19 protein-coding genes are annotated in these 14,398 nt (G+C 63.8%); 12 read left to right on the top strand and 7 right to left on the bottom strand.

The window, feature by feature from the left end; genetic code table 11:
• Positions 1-1,368: an NAD(P)-dependent oxidoreductase gene (locus tag ABGN05_RS04100; protein WP_367952707.1), complete on the bottom strand. Its 1,368-nt coding sequence runs from the start codon at positions 1,366-1,368 to the stop codon at positions 1-3.
• A gap of 187 nt (positions 1,369-1,555) precedes the next feature.
• Here ABGN05_RS04100 and maiA point away from each other — a divergent pair, with 187 nt between their 5' ends.
• Together maiA and ABGN05_RS04090 are read left to right on the top strand one after the other, a co-directional pair.
• Positions 1,556-2,206, top strand: coding sequence for a maleylacetoacetate isomerase (gene maiA, locus ABGN05_RS04095; RefSeq protein ID WP_367952706.1), 651 nt, complete (start codon positions 1,556-1,558; stop codon positions 2,204-2,206).
• Positions 2,166-2,639, top strand: a complete 474-nt coding sequence (locus ABGN05_RS04090) for a VOC family protein (RefSeq protein ID WP_373695884.1) — start codon at positions 2,166-2,168, stop codon at positions 2,637-2,639. The genes maiA and ABGN05_RS04090 overlap by 41 nt, the downstream gene beginning before the upstream one ends.
• 64 nt (positions 2,640-2,703) lie before the next feature.
• On the opposite strand, the gene ABGN05_RS04085 is transcribed toward ABGN05_RS04090, so the two are convergent.
• Positions 2,704-4,245, bottom strand: a complete 1,542-nt coding sequence (locus ABGN05_RS04085; RefSeq protein WP_373695883.1) for a trimethylamine methyltransferase family protein — start codon at positions 4,243-4,245, stop codon at positions 2,704-2,706.
• Positions 4,246-4,434: 189 nt separating this feature from the next.
• Here ABGN05_RS04085 and ABGN05_RS04080 point away from each other — a divergent pair, with 189 nt between their 5' ends.
• The 9 genes from ABGN05_RS04080 to ABGN05_RS04040 all read left to right on the top strand — a co-directional run bounded on the left by ABGN05_RS04080 (position 4,435) and on the right by ABGN05_RS04040 (position 10,172).
• Positions 4,435-5,028 (top strand): transglycosylase SLT domain-containing protein, encoded by a 594-nt coding sequence (locus ABGN05_RS04080; protein WP_367952705.1) that lies wholly within the window; start codon positions 4,435-4,437, stop codon positions 5,026-5,028.
• Positions 5,029-5,128: 100 nt separating this feature from the next.
• Positions 5,129-5,305 (top strand): hypothetical protein, encoded by a 177-nt coding sequence (locus tag ABGN05_RS04075; protein ID WP_367952704.1) that lies wholly within the window; start codon positions 5,129-5,131, stop codon positions 5,303-5,305.
• A gap of 157 nt (positions 5,306-5,462) precedes the next feature.
• Positions 5,463-5,801, top strand: coding sequence for a hypothetical protein (locus tag ABGN05_RS04070; protein ID WP_367952703.1), 339 nt, complete (start codon positions 5,463-5,465; stop codon positions 5,799-5,801).
• Positions 5,802-5,856: 55 nt separating this feature from the next.
• Positions 5,857-6,555, top strand: coding sequence for a L,D-transpeptidase (locus ABGN05_RS04065; protein ID WP_367952702.1), 699 nt, complete (start codon positions 5,857-5,859; stop codon positions 6,553-6,555).
• Positions 6,556-6,691: 136 nt separating this feature from the next.
• Entirely contained in the window at positions 6,692-8,404 is a 1,713-nt protein-coding gene (locus ABGN05_RS04060) for an adenylate/guanylate cyclase domain-containing protein (protein ID WP_367952701.1), read from the top strand.
• Positions 8,405-8,563: 159 nt separating this feature from the next.
• Complete coding sequence (locus tag ABGN05_RS04055) at positions 8,564-8,935, top strand: hypothetical protein (RefSeq protein WP_367952700.1); 372 nt, start codon at positions 8,564-8,566, stop codon at positions 8,933-8,935.
• 67 nt (positions 8,936-9,002) lie between these two features.
• Positions 9,003-9,365 carry a hypothetical protein gene (locus tag ABGN05_RS04050; protein WP_367952699.1) on the top strand — a complete coding sequence of 121 codons (363 nt, stop codon included), beginning with the start codon at positions 9,003-9,005 and terminating at the stop codon, positions 9,363-9,365.
• Positions 9,366-9,397: 32 nt separating this feature from the next.
• Entirely contained in the window at positions 9,398-9,805 is a 408-nt protein-coding gene (locus tag ABGN05_RS04045) for a hypothetical protein (RefSeq protein ID WP_367952698.1), read from the top strand.
• 58 nt (positions 9,806-9,863) lie between these two features.
• Complete coding sequence (locus ABGN05_RS04040) at positions 9,864-10,172, top strand: hypothetical protein (RefSeq protein ID WP_367952697.1); 309 nt, start codon at positions 9,864-9,866, stop codon at positions 10,170-10,172.
• A gap of 31 nt (positions 10,173-10,203) precedes the next feature.
• On the opposite strand, the gene ABGN05_RS04035 is transcribed toward ABGN05_RS04040, so the two are convergent.
• From ABGN05_RS04035 to ABGN05_RS04025, 3 genes are all read right to left on the bottom strand, one after another.
• A complete protein-coding gene (locus ABGN05_RS04035; RefSeq protein WP_367952696.1) occupies positions 10,204-10,479 on the bottom strand; it encodes a hypothetical protein in 276 nt (91 codons plus the stop codon).
• 43 nt (positions 10,480-10,522) lie between these two features.
• Positions 10,523-10,906 (bottom strand): hypothetical protein, encoded by a 384-nt coding sequence (locus ABGN05_RS04030; RefSeq protein ID WP_367952695.1) that lies wholly within the window; start codon positions 10,904-10,906, stop codon positions 10,523-10,525.
• A gap of 280 nt (positions 10,907-11,186) precedes the next feature.
• The gene (locus ABGN05_RS04025) at positions 11,187-11,879 is read right to left on the bottom strand and encodes a winged helix-turn-helix transcriptional regulator (protein WP_367952694.1); all 693 of its coding nucleotides are present in this window, start codon (positions 11,877-11,879) and stop codon (positions 11,187-11,189) included.
• A gap of 137 nt (positions 11,880-12,016) precedes the next feature.
• Between ABGN05_RS04025 and ABGN05_RS04020 the strand changes: the two genes are divergently transcribed.
• Positions 12,017-13,192, top strand: a complete 1,176-nt coding sequence (locus tag ABGN05_RS04020) for an acyl-CoA dehydrogenase family protein (RefSeq protein WP_367952693.1) — start codon at positions 12,017-12,019, stop codon at positions 13,190-13,192.
• A gap of 65 nt (positions 13,193-13,257) precedes the next feature.
• Here ABGN05_RS04020 and ABGN05_RS04015 read toward each other — a convergent pair whose 3' ends face one another.
• Together ABGN05_RS04015 and ABGN05_RS30265 are read right to left on the bottom strand one after the other, a co-directional pair.
• Positions 13,258-14,019: an alpha/beta hydrolase family protein gene (locus ABGN05_RS04015; protein ID WP_367952692.1), complete on the bottom strand. Its 762-nt coding sequence runs from the start codon at positions 14,017-14,019 to the stop codon at positions 13,258-13,260.
• A 109-nt stretch (positions 14,020-14,128) separates the two neighbouring features.
• Positions 14,129-14,353, bottom strand: coding sequence for a helix-hairpin-helix domain-containing protein (locus ABGN05_RS30265; protein WP_507237406.1), 225 nt, complete (start codon positions 14,351-14,353; stop codon positions 14,129-14,131).
• Between the last annotated feature and the right edge of the window lie 45 nt (positions 14,354-14,398).

Raw genomic sequence — 14,398 nt, 5'->3', positions numbered from 1 at the left:
TCATGCTCTCCCGTTAGAGGTGAGTGTGCGATGAATGCTCTCCGCCGCATCCCTCCCCGCCGCCACGGCCGCGACAGTCAAATCCTCGCGCGCATCGACCACGCAGTCGCCGCCGGCCCAGACCTTGGCCATCGACGTGCGGCCTTCCGCGTCGACCTTGATGCGGCCGCGTTCCAGCGCGATAGCGTTGCCGCTGCCATTGAGGGGCTCTGCGTCGAAACTCTGGCCGATCGCCTTGAACACCTGGTCGGCCGCGAGCGTGATCGTCTCGCCGGTGCCGGCCAGCTTTCCGTCCTTGATCGCCGTGTATTCGAGTTCGATGCCGACCGTGTTACCGTTGACGCCGACGATGCGCTTCGGCTGCAGCCAGTGCCGGATCGTCACGCCGTTGGCGGCGGCGAGATCCTGCTCGTAGACGGAGGCATTCATGTGCTCCTTGCCGCGGCGGTAGCAGATGGTCACTTCTTCCGCCCCGAGCAGCCTCGCCTGCACGGCGGCGTCGATCGCCGTCATTCCGCCGCCCAGAACCACGACGCGCCGGCCGACCGGGAGAGACGAAAGGTCGCTTGCCTGGCGCAGTTCGGCGATGAAGTCGACGGCGTCGCGCACGCCCTCCGCTTCTTCGCCCTCGCCTCCGAGCGCGTTCACGCCGGCTAGTCCCATGCCCAGGAACACCGCGTCGTAGGTGGCGGCGAGTTCAGCGAGCGAGAAATCGCGCCCCAGCGCCTTGCCGTTCTCGATCGTGATGCCGCCGACCGCGAGGATGTAGTCGACTTCGTCCTGCGCGAAGCCCTCGACGGTCTTGTATGCGGCGATGCCATATTCGTTGAGACCGCCGGATTTCGGCTTCGCCTCCAGCACGGTGACGTCGTGCCCCTTCACGGCGAGGCGGTGCGCGCAGGCAAGCCCGGCCGGGCCGGCGCCGACCACGGCGATCTTCCTGCCGGTGGGTGCCGCGCGCGGGAAGAACTGCTTGTCCTGCGCCATCGCCGCGTCAGTCGCATAGCGCTGCAGCATGCCGATCTTGACCGGCTTGCCTTCGGCGATCTCGCGCACGCAGACCTCCTCGCACAGCGTCTCGGTAGGGCAGACGCGGGCGCACATGCCGCCGAAGATGTTCTGTTCGAAGATCGTCTTTGCCGCGCCCAGCGGATTGCCGGTCGAGATCTCGCGGATGAAGAGAGGGATGTCGATCGAGGTCGGGCAGGCCTGCATGCAGGGCGCGTCGTAGCAGAAATAGCACCGGTCGGATTCGACCAGCGCTTCGTGCCGGTCGAACGGGGGATGAAGGTCGGAAAAATTGTCCGCATACTGCGCGGCCTCGAGCCTGCCCGGGACGATCCCTTCCTTGAAAAGGCCTTCTGCCATGCCAGTTCCCCGTTCTCGTTTGCAGGGACGCTAACGCAGATTCCGTTTTTTATCAATTGGTCAATTTTTGCGGTCGGCAGCTAAGTCCTTCTTATCATGAGCAAAAGTATCATGTTTATGCTGATCGGCACTGGACGCTCGCTACGCGCTTCTCTAAACCTGCCGCGACAGCATTCGGGAGGTCGAAATGTCCGGACTTGTCCTTCACAACTATTTCCGTTCCTCGACGTCCTACCGAGTCCGCATAGCGCTGAAACTAAAGGGGCTGGACTACGCCTACGTCGCCCACCACCTGCGCCATGGCGGCCAGCGCGCGCCGGAATTCCTGGCCGTCAATCCGCAGGGACTCGTCCCCGCGCTGGTGCTGGAGGACGGAACGATGCTGTCGCAGTCGCTGGCGATCTGCGAGTATCTGGACGAGGTCCATCCCGAACCGCCGCTCCTGCCGGCCGATCCACACGGACGCGCCCGCGTGCGCATGATCTCGCAGATGATCGGCTGCGACATCCATCCGGTGAACAATCTGCGCGTCCTCAACATGCTGCGCAGCCGCTTCGGCGCCGACGACGCGGCGGTCGCCGAATGGTTCAGGCACTGGGTGGACGCAACCTTCGAACCGCTTGAAGCGATTCTGACTTCCGACGGCAAGGCCGGCCGCTACTCTCATGGCGACAGCGTCACGCTGGCCGATCTCTGCCTCGTGGCGCAGGTCGCCAACAACGGCCGCTTCGGCGTCGACATGAGCCGCTATCCGACGATCGGCCGGATTTACGAGGCCTGCATGGAGATCCCTGCCTTTGTGGAGGCCGCGCCTGGGAGACAGCCGGACGCGGAGTGAGGAGTGCTGTGAGAAGCGGACGTCGATTCGTACCGTTGAGGAAGCCAACGTCCATCGGGAGGAAAGCATGGTTGTCGTTCGATACATCGTCGCCGATGTCGGTGCGAGCATCGCGTTTTATCGGGATCGTCTCGGCTTCAACCTCGACATGAACCCGGCGCCTGGTTTTGCCGCGCTTTCACGCGACGGTCTGCGTCTGCTCATCAACCAGTCCGGTTTCGGCGGGGCGGGCACCGCGGGCGGCCAACCGGTGCCAGGGGGATGGAACCGTTTTCAGATCGAGACGGACGATCTTGATCGAATGGTCGCCGATTGCCGGGCGGCGGGAGCTTCGTTTCGAGGCGAGGTCGTTCAAGGGCAAGGCGGACAACAGGTGATTCTCGAGGACCCGTCCGGGAATCCCGTGGAGTTGTTCGAGCCGAGGAAGAGCTGAGGAGATCGGCCGGACACGCGTGATTTCCGACGGCTCCTCACCATAGCCGCCATTCGCGCGTGCCTTACGGCTCTCCCGCCCCGATCTCTTCCTTCCGCCGCTCGACATACGCATCGAGTTCCTCGCGCACCGCCGGGTCCATCGGCGGCTGCCGGTATTCGGTCAGCGCCTTCTTCCAGATCCCCGTGGCACGCTGGGTGGCATCAAGGGCGCCTGCTTCCTGCCATGCTTCAAAATTCTGCCAGTTGGACAGGATCGGCTGGTAGAAGGCGGTCGAATAGCGCTCCAGCGTGTGCGGGTCGCCGAAGAAGTGGCCACCCGTCGGTACGCGGCCGAGCGCGTCGAGCGCCAGTTCCCCCTCGTCCACCGCGATGGGCGTCAGGAACGCGATCATGTGCTGGATCATCTCGACGTCCATGACGAACTTCTCGAACGAGGCCGTGAGCCCACCCTCCTGCCAGCCGGCGGCGTGGTAGACGAGGTTGCCGTGCCCGAGCACGGCGCCCCACAGCGCCATCATCGTCTCCCATGCCCCTTGAGCATCGGCGGCATTGGAGGCCGAACCCGGCGTGGTCCGGTACGGCAAGGCGTAGCGGCGTGCGAGCTGTCCCGAGGCGATGTTGGCCTTCGTGTTCTCCGGCGTGCCGAAGGCCGGCGCGCCCGAGCGCATGTCGACGTTGGAGGTGAAGGCGCCGTAGATCACCGGCGCGCCGGGCCGCGCGAGCTGCGTCAGCACGATGCCGAACAGCGCCTCGGCGTTCTGCTGCGCCAGCGCGCCGGCGAGCGTCACCGGGCTCATGGCGCCCATCAGCGTGAAGGGCGTGACGCAGACAGCCTGCCCGTGCTCGCTCATCGTCATCATGCCCTCGGCCATCTCGCCATCGAAGCGGCGCGGCGAGTTGACCGAGATGATGGTGGTGAGCGAAGGGTCGGCCGCCATTTCCTCGAGCGTGAAGCCGCGCGCGATGGCCATCATGCGGACGCCGTCGAGCGCCCTGCCCCGGCCGATCGCCGAGACGTGAAAACTCTTGTCCGTCAGCGTCAGGTTGGCGCGATAGGTGTCGAGGTGGCGGCTGTTGGCCGGCAGTTCGACCGGCGCGCAGACCTGGTTGCCGAGCATGGTGATGCAGTCGAAGTGCTGCGCCAGGCTCACCAGATCGCCATAGTCGCGCATGTTTCCGGAACGGCGGCCGCGCTCCATGTCGTGGACGTTCGGGGGCCCCGCGACCAGCGTGAAGTTGATCCGGTCGCCGCCGATCTCCACCCGGTTCTGCGCATTGCGCGGCGTCAGCGCGAAGGACTCCGGCGTAGTCTTCAGCGCCTCGGCTACGAAACCGCGATCGAGCCACACGGTCTGACTCGTCCGGTCGACCTTGGCGCCTGCCCGAGCGAAGAGATCGAGCCCGCGCGGGCTCATCAACTCGATGCCAAAGTTCTCCAGGATGTGCAGCGAAGCCTCGTGGATCGCCTCGATCTGGTCGTCCGAGAGCAGCCGCATCGGCGGGTAGGGATTGCGTACGCTGCGCTGGCCCAGCTGCGGGATGCGGCTTTCGCCTCTGGCGGCTGATCGGTCGGCGGAGCGCCGGCGGCGAGGGTCGGCGATCATGGTGTCATGAAAACCTCATCGAGCCGGCAAGACTATCGGGAAAACGGCGCTCACGGCCGTTGTTGTCGCCCTCTCGATGCTCGATGTCGAAGAAACGACACGTTTCGACGTGTTCGTGGCAGGGCGACAAAGGCGAGGTTAACGCCGCCCGCAAGATTCCCTTCAGCATTTCGCGCTAGTCGTAAGGCAATGTATGCGTCCGTTTTTAATCGAGTTGTAGCGATCGCGGTGGTGGCTTCCGTGGCCGGCTGCGCCACGCCGCCGAGCCACATCAACAATATCTGCTCGGTCTTCGACCAGCGCGACGGCTGGCTGAACAACTGGCACCGCGAGGCGAGGAGCGCCGAGCGCAAGTACGGCGTGCCGGTCCCGGTGCTGATGGCGACGCTGCGCAAGGAGTCCGGCTTCAAACAGCATGCCCGCCCGCCGAGGAAAAAACTCTTCGGCTTCATCCCCTGGAAGCGCCAGTCGAGCGCTTACGGCTATTCGCAGGCGCTGGACGGCACGTGGTCGCAATATCGTCGCGAAAGCGGCAACGTCACCGCGCGCAGGTCGAGCTTTTCCGACGCGGTCGACTTCGTCGGCTGGTACCATTCCAAGACCGCCGACACTCTGGGCGTGGCGAAGAACGACACCTACAACCTCTATCTCGCCTATTATTTCGGCTGGGGCGGCTACAAGAACGGCTCGTGGCGCAGCAACACCAGCGTCAAGCGCTATGCCCGCGACACGGACCAGATGGCCCGGAACTACGCCGCCCAGATGCAGAAGTGCGGGTCGTAGGCAACCGCGGGACAAGCGGATGTGATCGGCATAAGACGATTGACGATACCCGGCGGTCGCGGCTTCGGCTAGGCTGACAGCCCCGAACGGAGATTTGGCGATGCGGTTCTTGACGGCGTTCCTTCTGGCAATCGGCCTCGCGACACCGCTGGCCGCGACCCTGGCGCCCGGTGCGGTGGCTCAGGAATGCAGCGGCAGCGACTGTCCGCCACCGGACAGTGGCGGTTCGGGCGGATCCGGCTGCCACGGCACCAAGAGCGATCCGATCACCTCGTAGTCGAGCCGCGCCAACAACCGGGAAGACGATCGCGCACCCGGGATGCATGGACCGGGACCGGTCACTCGAACGTCCCTGCCTTGCGCGGTCGCGTGATGCAGGAGGGCCCTCCTTCGGAGGACTTAATATCTCCTCAATTCCGCGTAGACCGAGAGAGATGTTCCGCCGCATTCTCATTGCACTCCTCGTCGTTGCGCTCATGCCCGCCAGCCTCTCTGCGGCCGCCCGTCCGATTGCGGCGGCACAGACGCTGCCGGTCGAGCGCTCGGCGGTGCTGTCGGCGCCCGGAGAGAGTGGCGCCGCGATGACCGTGGCAGCCCAGAAGCGCTGCCAGCGTGGTCCTTCCGGATTTTCGTCCTGCGGGCCGGACATCGGCCTGCCGGTGGCTCCCTGCGCCAACGACGGTCCGGCCTGTCCTCCCGTCTTCGACGATGCCGGCTGCCCGTTGGCGGGCCTGACGCCCCCCTGTCTTGTCGGTCCTCCCCGGTTCGGTTGATCGCCATCCGCGGCGCCTGGCGCCGAACACCGATCGACCAACAAGGAAATATCCGATGATCACCCGCCGCTCACTCCTGGGCGCGGCCTCGATGGCCGCTTTGTCGGGCTGCACCAGCATGGGCAGCCGACCCTCCATCAATTCCGCCGCCGCGGTCGCCGCGCCGCCGCCGGCGCCCGATATCCCCGCCTTCTATGGCCCCATCCCCGACGAACCGTTCCCGGTTCCCGCGGTGCCGCCGGGCGTCGTGCCGCAGCGCTACTGGCGCCGGCGCGTGGCAAATCCCTTTCCCGATCACGCCGCCGGAACGATCATCGTCGACCCGAACGCCTTCTATCTTCATCTGGTCGAAGGGGATGGAAGCGCGATGCGCTACGGCATCGGCGTCGGCCGGCAGGGCTTCTCCTGGGCAGGCGATGCGGTCGTCCAGTACAGACGCAAGTGGCCCCGCTGGAAGGCGCCGGACGACATGGTGGCGCGCCAGCCCGAACTCGCTCCCTACTCGGTCGCCGCCGGCGGCATGGACCCCGGCCTGAAGAACCCGCTCGGTGCGCGCGCGCTCTACCTCTTCCAGAACGGCCAAGACACGCTCTACCGCATCCACGGCAACCCGGAGGCGAACTCGATCGGCAGGGCCGTCTCCTCCGGTTGCATCCGGCTGCTCAATCACGACATAATCGACCTGCACGACCGCGTGCGGGACGGATCGAAAGTCGTGGTGCGTCCCTCCACCATGCCGGATGCACTTGCCTGAGCAGACCAGGCAGGGGAGCGACACCGCTCCCCTGCCCCGGAACTGCCGCCCGCTGGTCCGCAGAGGGAACGCGCTGACAAGGAGGACGCGAGCCGTTAGGATGTACCGATCCTCCGCTCACGGAACCGCGCCCGCCATGCAGCGTCGCCTCGCAGCCATCCTCGCCGCCGACGTGGAAGGCTACAGCCGCCTCATCGGCGAGGACGAGGAAGGGACGGTACGGGCGCTCAAGGAGAACCGGGCCGCCTTCTTCCGCATCGTCGCCGAAGGCGGCGGTACAGTCATCAACACGGCCGGCGACAGCATCCTGGCGGAGTTCGGCAGCGTCATGGCCGCGGTGCGCGCCGCGACCGCCATGCAGGAGGCTCTCCGCCACGCCAACGCCGGCCAGGCCGCCGCGCGGCAGCTGCGGTTCCGGATCGGCATCAGCCAGGGCGAGATCGTCGCCGAAGGTGGCGAGATCTACGGCGACGGCATCAACGTCGCGGCGCGGCTGCAGGCGCTGGCGCCGGCCGGCGGCATCGCGATCTCCGGCCGCGTCCACGAAGATGTGGCAGGCAAGCTCGATCTCGTCTGGCTGGACGGCGGCGACCAGCACCTCAAGAACATAAGGCAACCGGTCCGCGTCTTCTTCTGGCCTTCGCCGGGCTCGGCCGACAGCGCCGCGCCACCCCTGCCGGACAGGCCGTCGATTGCCGTGCTGCGCTTCCACAACATGAGCCGCGAGGCGGACGACGTGTTCTTCTGCGACGGAATGGCGGAGGACATCATCACGGGCCTCGCGCGATTCCGCTCTCTTTTCGTCATCGCACGGAATTCGTCCTTCGCCTTCCACGGCCAATCCGTGGCATTGCCCGAGATCGGCCGGAGGCTAGGAGTCTCCTATCTGCTCGAAGGCAGCGTCCGGCGCTCCGGAGACCGGCTGCGCATCACCGCGCAATTGATCGAAGCCGCGGGCGGCGCACATGTCTGGGCGGACCGGTTCGACCGCAGCCTGACCGAGGCGTTCGAGGTTCAGGACGAGGTCGCCACCCGGATCGTGGCGACGCTCGTCGGGCGCATCGAGGCGGCACGGCTGGAGCAGGCGGTGCGGCGGCCGACGGCGAGCCTGGCGGCCTACGACCTGCTTCAGAAGCGAAAGGCGACGTTCCGCGGCTACGAGGCGGACGCCAATTCACGCGTGCGCGACCTCTTCCGGCAGGCGGCGGAGCGCGATCCGCGCTTTGCCCAGGCGCATTCCTACCTGGCTCTGACGGAACTGGCCGTGGAGGGGTACGGAAGGGCATCCACGCAGGCGAAGACCTCGGCATGCGAAACGGCTCGTCGGGGCGTTGAACTCGATCCGCAGGATGGAACCTGTCACCGCATCCTCGGTCATCTTTCGCTCTACACGCGATCGTTTGCCATCGGCGAACGCCATGCCCGGCAGTCGGTGGAGCTCAATCCAAACGATGCGGACTGCGCGATTTCCCTAGGCTTCCTCCTCTCCATGCGCGGACAGCATGCGGAAGGCCTAGAATGGATCGACAGGGCCGTTCGTCTCAACCCTCTTCACCCGCCCTGGTACCACGTCCAGCGCGGGACGGTTCTCTACCATCTCGGGAATACCGGCGAGGCGCTGCGGGAATTCAGGATGGCGCCGCGCATGGGCGGCTGGTCGTACCGGCTCGCCGCCTGCTGCGCCCGGCTCGGACTGGCAGAGGAGGCGGCGGCGGAGGCGCGCACCGTATTGGCGGCGCTGCTGGACTTCTCAGCCCGGACGTTCGTGGACCAGATGGTCCTGCTGGAGCGGGCGGAAGATCGCGACCTTTTGCTCCAGGACATGCTGAAGGCGGGCCTGCCTGGCTAGCCCTTCCATATGGTGAACCAGCCCCGGCAACACCATTTCGAATGACCCATCCGGAAGCAAGTCATGCTCTGATTGCAACTTTTCATTGCTCCCAATAAATAAGTGCAACTCGAATTGAATTCGTCTATTATAATCGTGCTTCATCAGGACTGGACCGGAATGCGCTCGACCCGATTGGTCAATATTACTGGCCTGTTCATCATGTTTCTATCCAGTATTGCGGTCGCCGCAGATCCTTTGCCTCTCAGTCATGGCATATTCGTCGAGAGCAGCGTTGGATGCTCGGACGTCAGCAATGCGACGGCTCTATCGTATTCTGGGGATGAACTGAACAGTTCGAAAGTGATCGGTACGATCGTGAGAGTGAAGAAATCGAATGGATCTTATCGTGTCACGCTTGACATGAACGTACAAGGTGAACCGAGCGGACAGGAAATCTGGACGGTCAAGATCAATGGTGTAAAAAACATGACAGTGACGTTTCCATATGGGACGTCATCCTATCGCTGGTGCTTTCATAAAATGCCTTGATTTTTGACTTAGTTGAGAAATAGCAGGAAGTATTTTGCTCGATACGATGACTCAAGGAACAAAGAATATGATGGAGGTTATTTCACCATATCGGACGTGTCTTTTCAGCGCTTTCACAATCCTTTTCTTAGCCGAGGGCCACGCAGCCGGCCACTCTGAAATCTACGGAGACTGGCAAGCAGACCACACGCCTTGCGGTCAGATTTCGGACGATAGGTGGTCCATCGATCGGACGGGGGTCACGAGCTTCGAGACGTCCTGTACGATCCTGTCGATGAAGAAGGGCGGCAACAAGTACACCTTCGAACAACGATGCGACGTCGGGATGGGGGAAGAGGAAATCGCCTACACGACGGACGTGGTCGAAATCCTTTCAAGGAACCGGGCCAGGATCAACGGCAGCCTGTACAATCGATGTCCGGCGCCCTGAGGTGCGGGTCTTCATAAGGGAGATTCATTGCCATGCGATTTTTCCTGTGTGTTCTAGTAGTATTCGGTCTATCGGCACCGGCGCTGGCGCAGTCCAAGGCGGCGAAATATCTCATCGACCAGGAGGTTTCCAAAGCATGCGAGGGCCCCGGCACGATCCGGCCGGAGAGCGCTATCGAACGCGACATCACGGGCGATGGCAGGGACGACCTGATCATCAACCACCGCGGAATCTGGTGCGGCTCGTCGCAGAGCGGTTTCTGCGGCATGCAGCTCTGTGACGTTCTGATCTACGTTCGCAAGGGCAGCCTGCTTCATCTGGAATTGGAAACGATGAGCGGAAGTCTCAGGCTCTCCGACGAAAATCCCCCCGATATCTACCTGTCCAGCCATGGCGGCGATGAAGTTCCGATCAAATGGGACGGCAATAAGTTCCGTTAGCGCATCGACATCATTGCCCCGGCGCCATCCGTCTGACATTAGCGATGCTGCATTTACAATGGAGCCGCCCGTACGCAGCCTGATCGCTCTTCTTCTCCTCGTCTCATGCCAGATATTCGCGTCGGCGCCCGCTTTCGCTTCCAGCGACGACGCCTGGGCGGAATTCCATCAGGAGGTCGAGGACACCTGCCGCGCACTCGTTCAGGGCAATGTCGACACCGTCGACGTGAACGTGGTTCCGTTCGGTTCCGAAAGCTACGGCGCGGCGGTCGTCACAGTGACCGCCAACTGGGGCTCGGAGCGCTCGATCTGCATCTTCGACAAGGCGAGCAGCAAGGCGGAACTGACTGGCCCGCTGGCGGAGTAGGGAGGCCTGTGGTTTCCCCGTCGGAGGAAGTCTACCTCACAGGCTTCCCGTCGCGAATCTTGATCGTGGCGTACCCGCCGGCATCCCCGTTGGCGTTGCCACCAGGACATTTCTTTGCCTCTTTCTTTATAAACGGTTCGCACTGCTGAGGTTGCTGAACGCTCGACGTCGTTTTCTTACCTGCTGGCGCTCCCGACGCATTCGTGCACTGCACCGAACACGTGAAATTGGCGAAAGCAGGCTCTGAAATCGTCGTCAATACTGAAAGAAAGGCAATCATTGCAAGAAATTTTGTAGAATATTCCATAAAAATATCCTTACAAGCTCTATCGCATCCAGTAATAATTCTTCTATTTCACGTTTACGCTATAGAAATACTGTCGTTTTGTCCCGCTCCATGTTACACCAATTTTATCGGAACCTCTATACCCTTTCTTGGAGGTATATTGAATATAGTATATTTTCATCACCTTCCCTTCGCACGAAGGAAAGTTCGTCATCTTCAGCTTCTTCGCACTCACGGCTTCGGTAACGACGACAACCTTTGCTGTGCCGTTGGTAGGTGGCGTTGAGATCGTGGCAGAAACGGCTCCGCCCTTGCAGTTGAAATTATCTGAAACATAAGTAGTCTCACCACTTTTTACGTTCTTGGTGATCTGATGTTTTGCGTCCGCTACGCCGGAGGCCGCGAACATCAAGCCTGAAATGGCTAGGAACTTGATCATCTGGCGCAAAACCGTCTCCCCCCTGGAACCGTTGAAACCCAACTTTGATAGCGTATCGAGAAAGACTATTCAACTGTCAGTCGATAAGGGAGGACATAGGATGATCCGGTGAAACTGAAGGTACTTACTCGGAAGCGAGCAGCAAAATGCGCAGGATGAACAATCCGAAGAAAAAAGGGCATGTAACGGCTCCAGCCCCCATGCTTCCGGGGCAGAACTTATTCCCACGCGGGAAATGCACCGGCCCGACGAACGATGGGGGCGCGGCGATGCTTTGGCATCTACCGTTCTACTGCACGCGTCTCGGCTCGTGCGCGAAGGGGCTGAGGCCGAGCCATTGCTGCATGGAACTGGCCAACGACGCGTCGCCCTCGATCTCCAGTTCGCCGCTGTCGGCTTCCTTCCGGATAGTGGAAAGACCCATCCAGATCGCCGTCATCGTTCGCAGTGAACTCCTGACGAGGAGGTCGAGCTCGTGGCCCGGGTCGAAGCTGCACAGGTCCGCTGCTCCCCCCTCCACCACCAGCCACCAGCTCTTCTGCGGGGCGGGAAGTTCCGAGTACAGAAACTGTATCGTGCAACGCCTCTCCGGCAAGAGCTTCACGACGACGTGGCGGCGCATGTCCCACATGAGCAGCGACGGATCGAGGTTCTTCAGCGACAGCCGCGATTCCATCCAGCGCTGGGCCCAGTTGCCGAGCCCCATGATCAGGGGCCGCAGGTCCTCGCCCGCTTCCGAGAGGTGATAGTCGACGGACCCGTTCGCGCGGCGCCTGACGACGACGATGCCGGATCGCTGCAGTTCCTTGAGCCGTTTGGACAGCAACGCCGGCGACATCTTCGGCACGCCCCGCCGCAAATCGTTGAAGCGCGTGCTGCCGCAGAGCAGTTCGCGCACCACCAGCGTGGTCCAGCGGCTACAAAGTATTTCCGAAGCCATCGAGACCGGACAGAACTGTCCGTAGCCGCCACGCTCCTGCATCGTGCCTCCCTTGCCTGCTCGCAGCCATCCTACTCCAAAATCCGCGCGCCGGATACGACTGCGGTACAGTTCCTGAACTGGAATGACGACGCCGTTGGTGAGACCGTGGGATATCGAACCAAGCACAGGAGATCGCTATGTCTGCCCAGCCCGCCTTGAAGACCCTCGCTAGCCTGCCGTCCGGCAGCGGAAGCGAAGCCGCGCCGGATGTCGTCGAAATCGCCACCACCCTTGCCCCGGCGCTCGCCGGACGATCCGCCGACATCGACCGGAACGACCGTTTCGTGGCGGAGAACTACGCGCTCCTGAAGGAAGCCGGTCTCGTCGAGGCCGGCGTTCCGGCCGAACTCGGCGGCGGCGGGGCCGAGGTGCCTGAACTCGCCGAAATGCTGCGCATTCTGGGCCGCGCCTGCGGCTCTACCGCGCTGGCCTTCTCCATGCACACGCACCAGGTGGCCATCCCCGCATGGCGCTGGCGTCACCAGAAGGTCGCCGCCGCCGAACCGCTCCTGAAGCGCATCGCGGCCGAGCGGATCATCCTGCTCTCCTCCGGTGGCTCGGACTGGATCGGCGGTTCCGGCAAGGCCGAGAAGGTCGAGGGCGGCTATCGGGTGACCGCTCGAAAAGTGTTCACCTCCGGCGCTGAGGCGGGCAACATCCTGATGACCGGCGCAATCCACGAAGCCGAAGACGGAAGCCGTTCCGTCATCCACTTCGGCGTGCCGATGAAGGCGCCGGAAGTGCGCATCGAGGACACCTGGCGTACGATGGGCATGCGCGGCACCGCCTCCAACGACGTCGTGATCGAGAACCTGCTCATACCGGACGCCGGCGTCGCCTTCTCGCGCAAGGCGGGCGAATGGCATCCGGTGTTCCAGATCATTGCCACGATCGCCTTCCCGCTGATCTATGCCGTCTATCTCGGCGTGGCCGAAAGCGCCCGCGACATCGCAATCGACATCGCCAAGCGCAAGCCGCAGCCGGACCTTTCGCTCGCCGGCCGCATGGACACCGAACTGCGCGCCGCCCAGATCGCGCACCGCTGGATGCTCGACGTTGTCGCCCGCAACGCGCCGTCGGCGGACACGGTCAACGAGGTGATGATCGGCCGCACGCTGGTCGCCCGGCACGCGATCGCCGCCGTCGAACTGGCGATGGAGCTTGCCGGCGGCGCGTCCTTCTACCGCGCCAACGGCCTGGAACGCCGCTTCCGCGACATCCAGGGCGCGCGCTTCCACCCGCTCCAGGCCGGGCCGCAGGCGGTCTATGCCGGCGCAACGGCGCTGGGGCTTTCGACCGCGACGGTGTTCTGAGCCGCGTCGCACGACAAGGACGCCGGCCCTTTCCAGACGGGAGGCCGGCGTTGCCGCGCCTACCTTCAGGGCGCCAGATTGCGTTCGAGAAACGCGATCAGGTGTTCGTGATGCTCGTTCTCGGCCGCGCTTCCGGGAATGTGGTCCTGCCCTTCGTAATAGTGAATCTCCGGCGTCCTGCCGTGACGATGAAGCCGCTCGGCGAGCCGCCGCGTCATGTCGACGGACCAGACGCGGTCGGCGGTTCCGTGGCTCAGGAACAGCGGACCTTCGTAGGCCTCGATCGCGATCGGCGTCGTGGGAAGCAATCCCTCCGTGGAGCCTCGCCAGGACCAGGCGCGGTGGCCGGGATCCCACGATTGCCAGCCGGGGTCGCCCGCATCGCGCCATCTGCGCGCGTCGAAGGCTCCGCAGACGACATCCGGCGGACTGTGGGCCGCGAGTGCCTCCGGCACGCCCTCAACACCGTCGCGAAGCATGAGAGAGACGAGAAGCAGCACATGTTCGGCGCCTCGCGAAACGCCGTAGATGCCGGTTTTCGGGCCTGCGAAGCGGTACGCCCGCAGCGCGGCGAGCGCCTCGACCGTCCGGTCGAGCGGCACGTCGACGATGCTGCCGGCATTCCAGGCGTTGCCGCCGCTGGAATATCCGAAGGGAAAGGCGAGGAAACCGTGCGCGGCAAGGATGGCCGCGTTGCGATGGCTCCACCCGGACCATGCACCTTCGGAGCCGTGGAGGATCATGACCGCCGGGAAGGGACCGTCGCCCGGGGGGCCATAGGTGGTGCCCCAGTCCGGTATCAGACGGCGGACGATCTTCAGCGGCATGTGGCGGCAAGCTCTCGTGCAGGCGGCGGCCAGCATAGCCGCTGCGCCACCGGCCCGGAAGACCGTCCCCGATCGATCCGGACTTCGGCCCCGGAGAAGCCGGTCGACCCTACCGCGGCTTCCTGCCGAACACCCGCACGTATTCCTCCACGCCGCCCTTGGCGAGCGCTTCGGCTTGCCTGACCCATTCGTCGCGGTCGATGCGGCCGCGGAACTTCAGGAAGCCGTCGACCCACTGGCGTTCTGCCTTCGTCCAGGCGGCGATCTGCGCGTAGGTGTAGATGCCGAGACCGTTGAGCGTCGCCTCGATCTTGGGGCCGACGCCGGCGATCATCTTCAGGTCGTCCGGCCGGTCGGGGCGCTTCGTGCCGGCGGGGCG

This window comes from Aquibium pacificum, assembly GCF_040839445.1.
Lineage (GTDB): Bacteria > Pseudomonadota > Alphaproteobacteria > Rhizobiales > Rhizobiaceae > Aquibium > Aquibium pacificus.
This window is presented reverse-complemented; position numbering and strand designations above follow the sequence as displayed.